Raw genomic sequence first — 15161 nt, 5'->3', positions numbered from 1 at the left:
TGATAGGGCTACGGCTTCCCGTCTCCCGTTTCGTACCACCGTACTCCGTCATCATTCACCTGGGCGAGCGCACGCCGCGCCTCGTCACGCGCATTGCCCTTGCCGATATCAGCCCAGCGCTGCAGGCAGCGATGAATCTCCATCACCTGAAGTGCGGTCGCCCGGTTCACCCGTGCGGCCTCGATGGCAGCACTGCGCGTCGAGTCATACGGCGCGGTGGCCGCAATGCGTGCGAGCACGTCCGCCTGCTCGCGTATGCACGGGCCCGGCGATGGGTCCGCATCGGCGCGCTGGATTGCCCAACGCGCCGGCATACAGCAGCTCAAGAAAGCTCAGGCAGCTGCGGCTTGCGGCACCGCCTCGCCCTGCTCGCCACCCAACGCGTCGAGCAGATCGGCCAGCATGCGGTCGAGTTCGGCGGTCATCAGCGTGACGTCGGAATCGAAGCGTTCGTCGTCGTTTTGCGCGGTGGGGTCGCTCGCTTCCTTGAGGACATCGAGCGGCGCGACGCGTTTGATCGTCAGCGACGGCGTCAGCACGAACGACACGCGATCTTTCCACGTCATCGCGAGCCGCATGCATTGCTTGCCGGCTTCGATATGACGGCGCATGTCTTCGGCATCCAATGCATGACCGACGTAACGCACCGTCGCGTTGCCTTGCGCGGCCGAGCGCAACTCGGTGTCCTGGTCGAGCGTGAAACCCGCGGGGCCCTCGCCGGAGAGCAACCAGTCGGTCATCGCCGCGACCGGCGATTGAGCGACGCGCACCGTGCCGAGCGGCAGTTGATCGATCGACTTGACCAGCAGACCGCGCACCTCGTCGGCGATTGCTTGCGAAGCCGCGTCGATCACGAGCCAGCCGTTCGCGGCATCGATCCACACGCGCGTGTCGCGGCGAATGCTGAACGCGCGCGGCAGCAGTTCGTCGGTGACCTGCTCCTTGAGTTCGCGCATCTGTTTGCGGCCGGGCTTGAAGCCCTGCTGCTCTTCGAGTTCGACAGCACGCGCCTTGGTCACCTGAGTGACGACCGAAGCGGGCAGCAGTTTCTTTTCCGCGCGAAACACCAGCAACATCTGGCGGTTCAGCGAATAGACGAGCGAATCGTTATCGCGCGGCGACGCCCAGCCGTGGCTTTGCATCTCGACGCTGTTGCCTGGCGCGAACGCGTGGGGCGCCAGCCACTTCTCGATTTGTTCAGGGGTGACGGACCACGGAGCGGGAAGACGGTGAAGCTGAAGATTTTTGAACCACATGGACGGTGATGTACGGGCAAAGCGCGTCATTCTATATGACGGCGCCGGCCCGCGACGCAAGTCGGCCAGCGTTGGCCGAAGTTGGGTATGGATATCTGGGCGTGCCGCCGCGCTCGCCGGCATCGCGATCGGCGAGCGCGCTTGCCGGTTCCCCACCCTCTTGCGGTCGACTCGATGTCGGCGAAAAGCACCGCGATCGTGCCGGCCGCGCGTCGGTCCATCTGCATTTCTACGGACACTTCACTGGCCAGTTCCAGAACCTCAAAGGCAACGGTCAGACCGTCGGCCTCCAGGCTTTCGATCTTTATCGCGTGAAGGATGGCCGCATCGCCGGAAACTGACACCTCGAAGACAATCTGACGCTGCTCAGGCAGCTCGGCGCAATCAAGCCATAGTGGTTTTGCCGCATGCGTCTTTGAGCGCGTTTTGCGTTCAAATCACCTAGACTTTTTTGAGAAGCGTGCGACATAGACGGAGGCGGCCATGTCCGATGAATCCGCACCCTGGCAGATGGTGGAGTACGAGGGTTTTGAGATTCACGTGGCGCCGTTTCTCAAAAACGCGCCCGATGAAGCACACCCGTCAGCCGTAGCCGACAACCGTTACACGTATGTCGGCTACGTCTGCCATCCGGGCGCCGATCCGGCTATCCCCGGGCATACGATCCCGTTTCATGCCGACGGCGAAGAGAGCTTCATCGGCAAGGAGGCGGCGTTGTACGAAGGTGTGCATGTGGGACGCAGCATCGTCGACGGCACGCATCCGGATTTGACGGTGTTGCCGTTGGTGACCGGCGGCGTCTAGGTGCGAGGCTGCCCCTACTGGACAGGCTGCCGGCGTACGGCAATGAAAAAAAGCAGGAGCCGTCAAGCCGCGCGGCAGGAAATGCGCCTTATACAGATGCAGCAACCGGGCGGACAGGCCGTCCACGGTTCACGAAACACACAGCCCCACCGGAGCGAACTTTAGCGTGCATTACACTAACGGCCAGTTGGCGCAATCGGCGTTGTCACACGGTTATAATCGCGGTCGCCTTCCTGTCTTAAAATTAGCGCACTGAACCTCCGATCTTGGCATCGACAGACCGGAACGGTAATGTTCACACGAATTTTCGGCCTATGATTTTTGCCCCCAGTCTGATCTGGTTCAGCACCGCACTGCTATTTCTTGCCCCCGCCGTGAACCTCGTGTGGCGTGGTGGCACCGGTTACTGTTTCTTCGCGCTGGTCGCCCTCGCGCTGGGCGCAGCCGTCGCCAACCGGCGTACGTCCGGTTATTTCGCTGCGTTGCGAACCTATCGCTGGTACACGACCGGCATGCTGGTGCTGGTCGTCGCCATCGCCGTCCAGCAACTGTTCATGCACTACTGGATGCCACGCCAGTTCGACGCACTGTCGCGCTTCCTGTTCGCGCTGCCGTTGTTCCTGCTGCTGCGCCAGTTCCCGTCACGCAATCTGCGCATGATCGGCTGGGGGTGCGCAGCAGGCGCCGTCGCCGTGGGGATCTGGGCACTCGTCGATCAGCTGAAGGGCGGCTGGACCGATGTCAGCCGTCTCGACAACTACTACACGAACGCGATTCCGTTCGGCGACACTGCGCTGCTGCTGGCCTTCCTGTCGGTGTTTACGCTCGGCTGGGACGACGTCCGCGACTGGCGGGCGCTGACACTGAAGTTGCTGGCGCTGTTCAGCGGCGGCTACGCGTCGTACCTGTCCGGCACGCGCGGGGGTTGGCTCGCCATTCCCGTCTTCGTGGTCCTGCTCAGTTACCAGTACCACTGGTTCGCGCAAAAGAAGCGTTTGCTGATCGCAGTGCTTGTGATCATGGTTTGCAGCGCCGCGTTGCTTTCGACTGCACGCGTCATGACCCGGGTTGAACAGGCAACTGCGGACCTGGCGCAGTTGCGCCGCGGTGACGAAAACACGTCTGTCGGCTTGCGTCTTCAGCTATGGCAGGCGTCCTGGCGGCTGTTCACCGAACATCCCGCGTATGGTGTCGGCAAAGGGAAGCTGGTCAACGCCCTCGACGACATGTCGAAGCACGGCGAGGCAAAAGGCGAGATCGTCAACGAACGCGCGCACAGCGATTTCTTCTCGACGATCGCTGAAATGGGCGTGATCGGCGCGCTGTGCCTCGCGCTGTTCTATGTCGGCCTGTCAGCTTACTTCTGGCATCACCGGCACTCAGCCGATCCGGTGATCCGCGCCGCCGCGTATTCCGGGCTCGCCGTCGCCTCCAGCACCATTGTCTTCGGACTCACCATCGACGTCCTGGTCCCCGTAATGGTCACGGCCTTACTCGCCCTGCTGAGCGCCACGTTTCTAGCGATCATCGACTCACGCAAACGCGAGTTGTCGCGCCAACCCGCACCATGAGCCACAACGTTCCGAACAGCCCCTCCCCTGCGCCAGGCAAGCCATTAGTTTCGGTGCTGCTGATCGCTTACAACCAGGAAAGGGTCATCGCCGATGCGGTGAGCAGCGTGCTCGCACAAACGTACACGCCGCTCGAGATCATCATTTCCGACGATGCCTCCAGTGACGGCACCTACGTTGCAATCGAAGCAGCAACACGCGAATACAGCGGTCCGCATCATGTGATCACGCGCCGGAACACCGCCAACGAAGGGATCAGCGCGCATCTGTCACGCCTGGGATCGATGGCGCGCGGCGAATTGTTGTTCGTTGCCGCCGGCGACGACATGTCCGCACCCAATCGTTGCGAGAGGGTTGTCGAGTACTGGCTTGCGCATGACCGGCGCCCCGATCTGATCGCGACTGACCTCGCGGACATGGACGAAACTGGCCAGGTGCATGAACGCATGGCCCCGACCGAACTGGGCACCTATCGGGACTTCGACGATTGGGTCGCGAACAAGCCGTGGCTGGTGGGCGCGGCGCACACGTGGTCGCGCCGGCTGTTCGAGCGCTTCGGCCCAATGATGGCCGGCTCGGCAGCTGAGGACCAGATCATGACGTTTCGCGCCATTGTCTCAGGCGGCGCGCTGAGCGTGCGCGAACCGCTGGTGCGGTATCGGCGCGGTGGTCTTTCGGGCAAGCGCCGCTATCGAACCACGGCCGAAATGGTTGCTCGCATGCGCCAGGGCAATGGCTTCGCACTCGTGGAAGCGGCGCAGTTGCAGCAGGATGCGGATATCGTCGGCCTCGGAGACCGGATGCGCGCAGCCCTCGCGCCCAAAATCGCGCGTGAGCAGTTCATCCACGCGATGTTCAATGCGCGCAGCATATCGGAACGCATGGCGTTGCTGACGGGCACACGCAATGTGAAGCTGGGCCTGCGGATCCGTATGTTTCTCTACAACACCTGCCCCGCGGTCTACGCACCGGCGCTGTGGATCAAGCTGCAGAAGCGAAAAATCTGACGGCGAAATACGCCGCGCCGGAGCCCTCGTCGCGGGTGGCCACCGGGCCCGCCCCAGGCCTGAATCGCCCTTGTAGTAGATCTTCAGCAACACTGCTGGATGATAGGACGGGCGCCCGGTAACCGAAGACGTGGCGCCGTCAAAGCCGAGTGGCCCCAGTTCGAAGCCTTCGGCAAATGCTTCTATTATCCTGACTGGGTTATCGTCGTCGATGAAGTCATCAAGGCATTCTGGAAGCAGAGTGACCTGCTTGCGATCTTCGCCTTCTATGAATCGCTTCATCCGCCCACCTCAGTTGAATGCGTTGATTCGGTTTAGGCGATCAGGGCGTTTTCACACAGCCTCCGGCCGTGCCGGACATGCCGGGCAAAATGCAGTCCTATACGGGGTTCCGGTATAATCGCGCGGTTAGGGATTACTCCGATCGGACCTGCCGCTCACACGGGTCAAGCTGATTCTCTCCTGAAGCGCCGGCCATCCCAATGCGCGATGTTATACGCCACTTCCGAAGCGTTCTTATCCGAGATACGGCAACGTCTATTCCAACCGGACAAGCCGCCCCGAAATGCCATACAACTGCTCTGATGAACAGAATTCTAATTGTCAAGGTCACTTCACTTGGTGATATCGTTCACGGTCAACCCATCGTATCGGATCTCCATCGAGCGTTTCCCGGAATCAAAGTGGACTGGGCTGCGGACGCAGCATTCTCCGATATACTTCGCTGGAACCCGGGTATCGATCGCGTGCTGTGCGCGCCACTGCGCAGTTTCAAGAAGCGGCGCAGCCTCGATGACCTGAAAGCCATTGCGGCTTCGATTAGCGAACTACGCCGTGAAAAATACGACGCCGTTATCGACGTGCACGGCGTCTACAAAAGCGCGATCATCGCGTTTCTCGCCCGCTCGCGCCGCCGCTATGGCTATAGCAATGCCGATCTTGGCGAGAGCGGTGCCGCCTTCGCCTATAACCAGCGCTTCGCGCCACGAGGCGATCTGAATGCGTGGGACGGACTGCGGGCCACCGTCAGTCAGACCTTCGGCTATTCGATCGACGGCCTGCCGCACTTCGGCCTGCGCGTTCCCCCGGCGGGCATCATGCCCGAAGCAGCGAAGCACGCACCATTTGCGCTGTTTTTCCACGCCACATCGAGTGACGAAAAGAAGTGGCCCATTGCCCATTGGCACGCCATCGGCCAGCCTCTCAGGAACCAGGGCATCACGCCCTTGCTGCCGTGGGGCTCCGAGTCGGAGCACAAGGACGCGATAGCGATAGCGGAAGGCATCCCGGGCGCCATTGTGTTGCCCCGTCTAACCGTGGAACAGGTCGCGCAGCACATCGACATGTCGGCTCTCGTCGTTGGCACGGACACCGGGTTCGTTCATCTCGCCAGTGCCCTGCAAAAGCCCACCGTCATGATTTTCACGGCGACATCGCGGCGCCATTTCGGCATTAGCGTACAGGGCTTATCAACCTCGGTGGGTGATGGGGGACGGCCAGCTTCGATCGACGAAGTAAGAGAGGCTATCGATAGCGTTCTCGAAGGTTCCAGGCACCCCGAAAAAACAGACATCGCCCCTGGCCTAACGGCAAACCCGGCCAACAGCGTGTAAGCCAGCGCTTTCGAAACAATGAAAATATTACTAACAAACTTCCATTCCGGACGGGGCGGCGGTCACGTGACTTATCTGGTCGCGATAGCAAAGGCCTTGGCTCAGCGCCATTCCATCTATATGGCAACGCCATCCACCAGCACCCTATTTGCGCAGGCTCGGCCGTTGGCGGATGTGAATCTGATTCCCATGGACTTCCCCAGCAAAATCAATCAGCTCGGGAACATGTGGAGGTCGGCACGGCGCCTGCGGGTGCTGATCACGCGCGAACGGATCGACGTCGTCCATGTCAACGGATCCGCGGACCATCGGCTGGTGATGATCGCGACCGCCGGCCTCGGGCGAAGAAAGCCGCGGATCATCTTCACGAAACACAATTCGATCGCCGTCGGCAAAGGGCTGGCTAACATCATCCGCGCCCGTCTGGCTACGCACCACGTGATTGCCGTTTCCGATTTCACTGCTTCCATGATGCGCGAGACGCCCTATCGCGAGCGCGGCGTCACCGTCGTTAAGAATGGCATCGACACGTCTCGCTTTTCTCCTCCCGATGCAGAAACGATGCAGAAGCGACGCCGCGAAATCGTGGGGGACGAAAACGCCGGCAAACTGATCATTGGAACCGTCACGGGCTTCGAATGGTACAAGGGGACTATGGACATGGTCGCCGCGGCCGCGGCCCTGCCGTTGCCGCTGCGCGAACAGGTTCACCTCATAGTGGTCGGTCCGGAACCCACCCCCGAACAATGGGCCATCATCGATGCGCTCAATATGCGTAACGCGATCACAGTGGCCGGTCTCCTGCATGACGTACGCACCCATATCGCCGCATTCGATCTCGGATTTGTCCTTTCGTACGCCATCGAAACCGTCTCCTTCGCGTGCCGGGAAATGATGGCCACGGCAAAGCCCGTGATCGTCTCAAGGTATGCGGGATTGCCGGAGAACATCACCGACGGCGTCGACGGGTGGATCGTCGAACCTCAAGCGCCTGCGCCATTGTCCGCGCGGCTCGCGGACATCGTCGCGCGGCGCTCGGAGGTCGCGGAAATGGGCAGGCTGGCGCGACTGCGGGCGGAAGCCCAATTCAGCGACCAGCATTTCATCGAGGGCACGGAAGCCGTCTACCGGCGCGTGCTGGAGGTGAAAAAGCGGCAACGGCTTATGTGAAGGGCTAACGCCATTCGAAACCGGCAGGATCTGCCGGCCACAACAGCCGGGGTTGTAAGCAACGCCCCGGCCACCCTCAGGCAGCGCGCGAGCCGGTCTCACTTACGATCGTAAATGCGCGTTGCCAGCTCCAACAGTGCGTCGACGTGACCGGCGACCCGCGCGTCATAGAGCACCGCGTTGCGCGTGGACTCGCGCGGCGCCGGGTCGGCAAGCCGCTGCCGCACCGCGCGTTCGAGCGTCGCGCGCAGATCGGCGACATCGTCCGGGGCGAAAACAAACTTCGCGTGCTCCGCGATCGCATCACAACAACCGATGCTCGACGGGAAAATCACCGGCGTGCCGCACATCACTGATTCGACACCCACCAGCCCGAACGGCTCATATTTCGAGGCAAGAATCGTGAAATCGGCGGCCCGATAGGCATCCTCGATTTCTTTTATATAGCCGATATAGCGGATCCGCCCGGAAGTACGAGTCGGCGGACGTCCCGCGACGGCGAGCACCACCGGTAAGTCCGTATCGCTCAGGGCAGCTTCGATCAGCGGCAAACCCTTGCGCTCGTGACTGCTCGACGGAAACAGCAGTACGATCTCGTGATCCGCGAAGCCGAACTTGCGCCGCAGGGTAGCGCGCCGCGCGCTGTCGACCTGGGTGAAGCGCGCGCTGTCGACCGGCGGATAGAGCACGAGAATCTTCGCATCGTCGATGCCATATAACTCACGCAGTTCATCATGCATCAGCTTTGAGTGCGCGACGATCACACTTGCCCGCTCGTACTGACGGCGCTCGAGCGCGATCTGCCAACGGTCGGAACGCCGTTGATCTCGCCCGGTAGTGCGCAAAAACCCGAGATGCGTGCCGCCGCAGATCGCGATTTCCGACGAATCGACCCGGTTGCACCCAATCATCACGTCGACGTGAGCTGCCCGGCGCGCCCGACGCAAGCGCCACGAAAACCAGCGGTCACGCAGCTTGCCCGGCAGGAGCGACACATTGATGCGATGCGGCTCGACCATGCGGCTTTCGGGCACCGACATATCGAAGCGGCGGGCGAAAAACGCCGGCTGGATGCCCTTCACGGAAAAGCCGCGCACGAGGTCCATGGCATAACGCTCGAGACCGCCGCTGTGTTTCAGCGCATTACTTGAGAGTCCGATTTTCATCATTCAGGCGACCGCGCGTGAGCGCCCGGTCAAACAAAGGGAGGCGGCGGACAGGCGCATCCGGGTCATATGGGTTGCCGGTCCGAACGGCGCACAGCATCGTGCAGACACTAGAGAAAACGCGCCGCACGTATTGCCGCTCTCATGCCGCGTCCTGCTGGAACTGGATGCGGTGCAAATGCGCGTACAGCCCGTTTTGGGCCAGCAGCTCGCGATGACTGCCGCGCTCCACGATATGCCCTGCTTCCATCACCAGAATCCGGTTCGCACGCTCGATCGTCGATAGACGGTGCGCGATCACGAGCGTCGTGCGGCCCTTCATCAGCGTTTCCAGCGCGGCCTGCACGTGGCGCTCGGATTCGGAGTCGAGCGCGGACGTCGCTTCGTCAAGGATCAGGATCGGCGCGTCTTTGTAGATAGCGCGGGCGATCGCCAGACGTTGCCGCTGACCGCCCGACAGCATCATGCCGTTGTCGCCGATCAGCGTTTCGATGCCGTTCGGCATGGCCTCGACGGTATCCCACAGGTTGGCCGCGCGCAGCGCCGCCTTGACCTTGTCCGGATCGGCCTTCTGGCCATAGGCGACATTGTTCGCCACCGTGTCGTTGAACAGCACCACGTCCTGGCTCACCATCGCGATCTGGCTGCGCAGCGCGTGCAGGCCGTATTCCGGCAGCGCGACGCCGTCGATCAGAATCTCGCCGCCGGTCGGATCGAAAAAGCGCGGCAGCAGATTCACCAGCGTGGTCTTGCCACTGCCGGACGGACCGGCCAGCGCGACCATTTCGCCCGGCGCCACCTTGAATGACACGTGGTCGAGCGTGTGGCGCTTGTGCGTGGCGTTGCTGCCATACATGAACGACACGTCGCGGAATTCGACCTCGCCCGATGCGCGATCGAGCGGCTTGCCGCCGCCGGCCGGCTCGGACGGCTCGTCGATCAGGCCGAAGATCAGCTCGGCCGCCGTCATGCCGCGTTGCAGCGGCTGGTTCACGTCCATCAGGTGCTTCAGCGGCGAGATGATCAGCAGCATCGACGTGACGAAGGCGACAAAGCCGCCGACGGTGGTCTGATCCGACGACGACTGCACCACCGCGATCGTAATCACCACCGCGAGCGCAATCGACGCGAGGAATTGCGTCAACGGCTGCGCGAGGCCGCCGGAGACCGTCATGCGCATCGAGTAGCCGCGCAAACGCCGGCTCATCGACGTGAAGCGGTCGGTCTCATACTGCTCGCCGTTGTGCACCTTGACGACCTTGTAGCCGCCCACCGTCTCTTCGACGATGTACGACAGCTCGTTGGTCAGCAGTTGATGTTCGCGGTTCAGCCGCCGCAGACGGCGGTTGATCTTGCCGACCAGCCAGCCGATCCCCGGCAGCAGCACCGCGACGATCAGCGTCAGACGCCAGTTCAGGTAGAACAGATAGCCGAGCAGGAACAACACGGTCAGCGAATCGCGCACCAGCGTGACCAGCACGCTCAGCAGCACGTTGAGAATCTGGTTCACTTCGAAGACGATCGCATTGATCACCGTGCTCGCGGTTTCGCGCTGGAAAAACGCCACGCTCGAGTGGATCATCCGGTCGAACATCTTCAGCCGCAGTTCGAGCAGGATCTTGTTCGACACGTAGGCAAGCAGATAGCCGGACGCGTATTGCGACACCCCGCGAATCAGCGCAAGGCCGATCACGGCGGCCGGCACAAACCATTTGGCGCTGTCGCTGGCATGCGCGCCGAAGCCTTTGTCCAGAAGCGGCTTGAGCAGCGCGGGAATCGCCGCGTCGGTGCCGGCGCTCACGGCCATCGCGACGATCGCGCCGATCATCACCCACAGCAGCGGCTTGATATACGGCCACAAGCGCCGCATGACGACGACGGGCGACGACGCCTCACCTGAACCGATGGGTTTGCTTAACGTTGGCTTCGCGCTCAAGGAGTCCTCTGGGAATGCGGAACGGCATCCGCGCGCCGGACGGAATGTCCGCCACGCGAAAAATCAAATACGGCATTGTAAACGGTTAGGGATCGCGCGGCCGGCGGTGATGAACCAGCCGGATGGTACAGGGCCGCTGTCGGCGTGCGGACGTGTCCGGCCGCACGCGCTGCGTCGTACACCGTGCTGTGTATACTTGCGCGACCTATTCCGTCACTCTGCACCCACCACGCAATTCAGGTATGCAAGAAACCACCCTCGGCGTCGCCATCATCACCAAAAACGCGGCGGCTCGGCTGGCCGAATGCCTGCAAGCCGTGGCCTTCGCCGATCAGATTGTCGTGATCGACGGCGGCAGCACCGATGGCACGGCCGAGATCGCCCGCGCACACGGCGCCCGCGTCCTCGAACAAACCGACTGGCCCGGCTTCGGTCCGCAAAAAAACCGCGCGCTCGATCAGCTGACCACCACCTGGGTACTCTCGATCGACGCCGACGAAATCGTCTCGCCGGAACTTGCCGCGGCAATCCGCGCGGCACTTGCCGCGCCCACCGCCGAGGTCTACGCGGTGGATCGCCTGTCGAGCTTCTGCGGCCACTGGATTCATCACAGCGGCTGGTATCCGGACTGGATTCCGCGTCTGTTCAAGCGCGGCGCGGCGCGTTTTTCCGACGACCTCGTGCACGAGCGCCTGGTGTTCGACACGCCGGCGCAGCGCCTGGCCGGCAAGCTGATGCACTACTCGTACGAAGACTTCGAGGGCGTATTACGCAAGCTCGACACGTATTCGACGGCAGGCGCGAAGCAGCGTCACGCAGCAGGCAAGCGCGGCAGTTTCGGCAAGGCCGTGGGTCGCGGCCTGTGGGCGTTCGTGCGGACTTACATCTTGCGGCGCGGGTTTCTCGACGGCCGCGCCGGATTCATGATCGCGGTGTTCAATGCGGAAACGGTGTACTACCGGTTTTTGAAGCTGGCGCGACTGGGGGACAAGCCGCGGGCGACTCCGCCCGCCCGGCATCAATAGACGATTTCGATCGAACTTCCCGCGAACTCGCCGCGCAATGCAGCCAGCAGTTCGTCGGTAGGTTTCACGCGCCATGCGTCGCCCAGACGCATTTCCCCTTGCGCATTCTCACTGCGATAGACCACTTGCACAGCAAGCCCGTTCGGGATCTGGACAGCCTGGCGTTGGCGGCCATCACCGCCGCCATAGCCGCCGCCGTTCCGGCCACCGCCTCCACCGCCGCTCCGCGCTGACGCAGCGGGCGCCGCGGCTGCTTGCGGCTCGTCCTTGCCCGCGCTATGCGCTTCGAGCACACGCCGCAACGCCGATGCGTCCGCATTGCCGTTCATCTGCACCTTGACGGCTTCCGCGTAACGGCAACGCGCGCGGCCGAGGTCCATCACCGTGTCGACGGTGAAGCGGATGCCGCCCGTGAACGCGTCATTACGCGCCTGGCCCTGCACGACCAGCAGTTCGTCTTCCTTGAACAGCGGCTTGTGCGCTTCGAAGGTCTCGTTGAAGACGGTCACTTCGCATTGACCGGTGCCGTCGTCGAGCAGCGCGATCAGCATCTTGCCGCGCTGGGTCATCTGCGTGCGCAGCGACGCGATCACGCCCGCCACCAGCTTGTCGCGCCCTTCCTTCAGATCGCCGATTTTCTGACGCACGAAACGGCGCACTTCGTCCTTGTACGCATCGAACAGATGGCCCGACAGGTAGAAGCCGAGCGCGGCCTTCTCTTCCTGCAACTTCTTCTTTTCCGGCCATTCCGGTTCGTCGACCAGTTCATGACCTTGCGACGGCGCGTCGCCCATGTCGAACAGACCCGCCTGCATGGCGTTGGCGCTCGCCTGCTCGGCGGCTTCCATCGCCAGCGACACCGACGCGATCAGCTGCGCGCGATTCGCATGCAACGTGTCGAAGGCGCCGGCGCGGATCAATGCTTCCACCGTCCGGCGATTGACGATCCGGCGGTCGATCCGATTGCAGAAATCGAAGATGTCGATGAACGGACCTTCTTCGCGCGCGCGCAGGATTTCTTCGATCGCGTTCTGGCCGCTGCCCTTGATCGCGCCGAGACCGTAACGGATCGTTTTCGAGCGCTTGCCGTCCGCTTCCGCGACCGGTTCGAAACGGTACGCCGACTGGTTGACGTCCGGCGGCAACACCTTCATCCCGTTCGTGAGGCAGTCTTCGAACAGAATCTTGACCTTGTCCGTGTCGTCCATGGCGAGCGACATATTGGCTGCCATGAATTCGGCCGGATGGTGCGCCTTCAGCCATGCGGTGTGGTACGCGAGCAGCGCATAGGCAGCCGCGTGCGACTTGTTGAAGCCGTAGCCCGCGAACTTCTCCATCAAGTCGAAGATTTCGTCGGCTTTCTCGGCACTCAGGCCGTTTTTCGCGGCACCTTCGCGGAACAACGCGCGGTGCTCGGCCATTTCCTCGGCCTTCTTCTTACCCATCGCGCGACGCAGCAAGTCTGCGCCGCCGAGCGAGTAGCAGCCGATGATCTGCGCCATCTGCATCACCTGCTCCTGATAGACCATGATGCCGTAGGTCTCTTTCAGGATGGGCTCGACGCGCGGATCGGGATACTCGACCATTTCGCGGCCGTGCTTACGCGCACAGAAGCTCGGAATCAGGTCCATCGGACCCGGACGATACAACGCCACCAGCGCGATGATGTCCTCGAAGCGGTCAGGCTGGGCGTCTTTCAGCATGCCCTGCATGCCGCGGCTTTCCAGCTGGAACACGGCGACCGTGTTCGCTTTCTTCAGGATCGAGAACGACGCCGGATCGTCGAGCGGCACTTGCGCGAGCGACCAGTCTTTCTTCGACGGATCGAGGCGGCGGATATAGCGCTCGGCCCAGTCGAGAATCGTCAGCGTGGTCAGGCCCAGAAAGTCGAACTTCACCAGGCCGACGGCTTCGACGTCGTCCTTGTCGTACTGGCTCACGACGCCGCTCTCGTCGCCCTGGGTGTAAAGCGGGCAGAAATCGGTCAGCTTGCCTGGCGCGATCAGCACACCGCCCGCGTGCATGCCGACGTTACGCGTCAGGCCTTCCACGCGCTGCGCGAGTTCGAGCAACTGGTGCACTTCGTCTTCGTTGTCGAAGCGCTCCTGCAAGAGCGGCTCTTCCTTCATCGCGTCGGCGATGGTGACGTGCTTGCCCGGCTTGAACGGAATCAGCTTGGCGATGCCGTCCGTGAACATATAGCCCAGATCGAGCACGCGGCCGATGTCGCGCACCGCAGCCTTCGCCGCCATCGTGCCGAACGTGGCGATCTGCGACACGGCGTCCGCACCGTACTTGTCCTTCACGTACTGAATCACGCGATCGCGGCCGTGCTGGCAGAAGTCGATGTCGAAGTCTGGCATCGAGACCCGCTCCGGATTCAGGAACCGTTCGAACAGCAGGTTGTAGCGCAGCGGATCGAGGTCGGTCACGCCGAGCGCATACGCGACCAGCGAACCCGCGCCCGAACCCCGGCCCGGACCGACCGGCACACCATTGTTCTTCGCCCAGTTGATGAAGTCCGCAACGATCAGGAAGTAGCCCGGAAAGCCCATCTTGACGATCGTGCCGCACTCGAATTCGAGGCGTTTGTAGTACGTTTCGCGCTGCGCGTCGCGTTCCGCCTGATCCGGGTACAACTGCTCGAGCCGCTTCTCCAGGCCTTCCTTCGACAGATGCACGAGGTAGTCGTCTAGCGACATGCCGTCGGGCGTCGGGAACAGCGGCAGCTTCGGCTTGCCGAGTTCGAGCGTCAGGTTGCAGCGCCTGGCGATTTCGACAGTATTGGCGAGCGCCGACGGAATGTCCGCGAACAGCGCGGTCATCTCGTCCTGCGTGCGGAAATGCTGCTCGGCTGTAAAGCGTTTCGAGCGGCGCGGATTCGCCAGAATGTCGCCTTCGGAAATACACACGCGCGCTTCGTGCGCGGTGAAATCGTCCGGCGTCATGAACTGCATCGGGTGCGTGGCGGCCACCGGCAGTTTCAGCGACGCCGCGAGCGCCACCGCCTGCTGCACGTACTGCTCGCCGCCCGGCTGGCCGCAGCGTTGCAACTCGATATAGAAGCCGTTCGGAAACACCTTCGCCCAGTGCAGCGCGTTGCGCTTTGCCGCTTCTTCGTTACCGGCGGCCAACGCCAGACCGACGTCGCCCTGCTGTGCGCCGGACAACGCGAGCAGGCCTTCACCCAGACCGGTTTCGAGCCAGCCGGCTTCGACTTCCGCGCGGCCGCGATACTGGTTCGTGAGCGAAGCCTTGCTGAGCAGCTCGCACAGATTCAGATAGCCACGGCGGTCTTTGACCAGCAGCAGCAGGCGCGAGGGCTTTTCGCGGTCGTCCGGATTGGTGATCCAGACGTCACAGCCGGCAATGGGTTTGACCCCTTTGCCACGGGCTTCCTTGTAGAAACGGACGAGGCCGAACGCGTTGCCGAGATCGGTGAGGGCGAGCGCGCCCTGACCGTCTTTGGCGGCGGCCTTGACGATGTCGTCGAGGCGCACGATGCCATCGGCAATCGAGAATTCGGAGTGAACGCGGAGATGAACGAAGCGAGGATCTGACATGGGCGACATTGTAACTCCACCCTACTGGAGTTTTCAGGCCAAACCCGCGC

The 15161-nt window shown here is 62.4% G+C and carries 11 protein-coding genes and 2 pseudogenes; 7 read left to right on the top strand and 6 right to left on the bottom strand.

Going from position 1 to position 15161, the window contains the following annotated elements:
- Nucleotides 1-8 precede the first annotated feature (8 nt).
- Both AC07WT_RS05400 and AC07WT_RS05395 read right to left on the bottom strand, forming a co-directional pair.
- Nucleotides 9-314: a hypothetical protein gene (locus AC07WT_RS05400; protein ID WP_494946317.1), complete on the bottom strand. Its 306-nt coding sequence runs from the start codon at nt 312-314 to the stop codon at nt 9-11.
- 18 nt (nt 315-332) lie between these two features.
- Complete coding sequence (locus AC07WT_RS05395) at nt 333-1256, bottom strand: recombination-associated protein RdgC (protein ID WP_494946316.1); 924 nt, start codon at nt 1254-1256, stop codon at nt 333-335.
- Nucleotides 1257-1462: 206 nt separating this feature from the next.
- Here AC07WT_RS05395 and AC07WT_RS05390 point away from each other — a divergent pair.
- From AC07WT_RS05390 to AC07WT_RS05375, 4 genes and pseudogenes are all read left to right on the top strand, one after another.
- Nucleotides 1463-1597: pseudogene (locus tag AC07WT_RS05390) on the top strand (ester cyclase); the annotation flags it as partial.
- Nucleotides 1598-1739: 142 nt separating this feature from the next.
- Nucleotides 1740-2060, top strand: coding sequence for a hypothetical protein (locus tag AC07WT_RS05385; protein ID WP_494946315.1), 321 nt, complete (start codon nt 1740-1742; stop codon nt 2058-2060).
- Between the two features lie 314 nt (nt 2061-2374).
- Entirely contained in the window at nt 2375-3631 is a 1257-nt protein-coding gene (locus AC07WT_RS05380) for an O-antigen ligase family protein (protein ID WP_494946314.1), read from the top strand.
- The gene (locus tag AC07WT_RS05375) at nt 3628-4638 is read left to right on the top strand and encodes a glycosyltransferase (protein WP_494946313.1); all 1011 of its coding nucleotides are present in this window, start codon (nt 3628-3630) and stop codon (nt 4636-4638) included. The genes AC07WT_RS05380 and AC07WT_RS05375 overlap by 4 nt, the downstream gene beginning before the upstream one ends.
- A gap of 66 nt (nt 4639-4704) precedes the next feature.
- Here the strand turns inward: AC07WT_RS05375 and AC07WT_RS05370 are convergent.
- A pseudogene (locus AC07WT_RS05370) lies at nt 4705-4920 on the bottom strand (transposase); the annotation flags it as partial.
- A 302-nt stretch (nt 4921-5222) separates the two neighbouring features.
- Here AC07WT_RS05370 and waaC point away from each other — a divergent pair.
- Both waaC and AC07WT_RS05360 read left to right on the top strand, forming a co-directional pair.
- Nucleotides 5223-6251 (top strand): lipopolysaccharide heptosyltransferase I, encoded by a 1029-nt coding sequence (gene waaC, locus AC07WT_RS05365; protein ID WP_494946312.1) that lies wholly within the window; start codon nt 5223-5225, stop codon nt 6249-6251.
- A gap of 66 nt (nt 6252-6317) precedes the next feature.
- Entirely contained in the window at nt 6318-7421 is a 1104-nt protein-coding gene (locus AC07WT_RS05360) for a glycosyltransferase family 4 protein (RefSeq protein ID WP_492595444.1), read from the top strand.
- 98 nt (nt 7422-7519) lie between these two features.
- Here AC07WT_RS05360 and AC07WT_RS05355 read toward each other — a convergent pair whose 3' ends face one another.
- Nucleotides 7520-8587: a glycosyltransferase family 4 protein gene (locus AC07WT_RS05355; protein ID WP_494948382.1), complete on the bottom strand. Its 1068-nt coding sequence runs from the start codon at nt 8585-8587 to the stop codon at nt 7520-7522.
- Between the two features lie 142 nt (nt 8588-8729).
- Entirely contained in the window at nt 8730-10523 is a 1794-nt protein-coding gene (gene msbA / locus AC07WT_RS05350) for a lipid A export permease/ATP-binding protein MsbA (RefSeq protein ID WP_492595443.1), read from the bottom strand.
- A gap of 242 nt (nt 10524-10765) precedes the next feature.
- On the opposite strand from msbA, the gene AC07WT_RS05345 reads away from it, so the two are divergent.
- Complete coding sequence (locus AC07WT_RS05345) at nt 10766-11548, top strand: glycosyltransferase family 2 protein (RefSeq protein WP_494946311.1); 783 nt, start codon at nt 10766-10768, stop codon at nt 11546-11548.
- Here the strand turns inward: AC07WT_RS05345 and dnaE are convergent.
- The gene (gene dnaE, locus AC07WT_RS05340) at nt 11542-15120 is read right to left on the bottom strand and encodes a DNA polymerase III subunit alpha (protein ID WP_494946310.1); all 3579 of its coding nucleotides are present in this window, start codon (nt 15118-15120) and stop codon (nt 11542-11544) included. The two genes, AC07WT_RS05345 and dnaE, sit on opposite strands and share 7 nt — an antisense overlap.
- Nucleotides 15121-15161: the final 41 nt, after the last annotated feature.

The sequence above is a fragment of the Paraburkholderia sp. GW821-FHT02A12 genome (genome assembly GCF_059422005.1).
Note: the sequence above shows the minus strand (reverse complement) of the source record. Positions and strands in the feature narration are given on the sequence as shown.

What these genes read in the sequence shown, in the direction of transcription:
- AC07WT_RS05385 (WP_494946315.1), top strand. Translation starts at nt 1,740, where the DNA reads ATGTCCGATGAATCCGCACCCTGGCAGATGGTGGAGTACGAGGGTTTT.
- waaC (WP_494946312.1), top strand. Translation starts at nt 5,223, where the DNA reads ATGAACAGAATTCTAATTGTCAAGGTCACTTCACTTGGTGATATCGTT.
- AC07WT_RS05380 (WP_494946314.1), top strand. Translation starts at nt 2,375, where the DNA reads ATGATTTTTGCCCCCAGTCTGATCTGGTTCAGCACCGCACTGCTATTT.
- AC07WT_RS05400 (WP_494946317.1), bottom strand. Translation starts at nt 314, where the DNA reads ATGCCGGCGCGTTGGGCAATCCAGCGCGCCGATGCGGACCCATCGCCG.
- AC07WT_RS05375 (WP_494946313.1), top strand. Translation starts at nt 3,628, where the DNA reads ATGAGCCACAACGTTCCGAACAGCCCCTCCCCTGCGCCAGGCAAGCCA.
- AC07WT_RS05355 (WP_494948382.1), bottom strand. Translation starts at nt 8,587, where the DNA reads ATGAAAATCGGACTCTCAAGTAATGCGCTGAAACACAGCGGCGGTCTC.
- AC07WT_RS05395 (WP_494946316.1), bottom strand. Translation starts at nt 1,256, where the DNA reads ATGTGGTTCAAAAATCTTCAGCTTCACCGTCTTCCCGCTCCGTGGTCC.
- AC07WT_RS05345 (WP_494946311.1), top strand. Translation starts at nt 10,766, where the DNA reads ATGCAAGAAACCACCCTCGGCGTCGCCATCATCACCAAAAACGCGGCG.
- dnaE (WP_494946310.1), bottom strand. Translation starts at nt 15,120, where the DNA reads ATGTCGCCCATGTCAGATCCTCGCTTCGTTCATCTCCGCGTTCACTCC.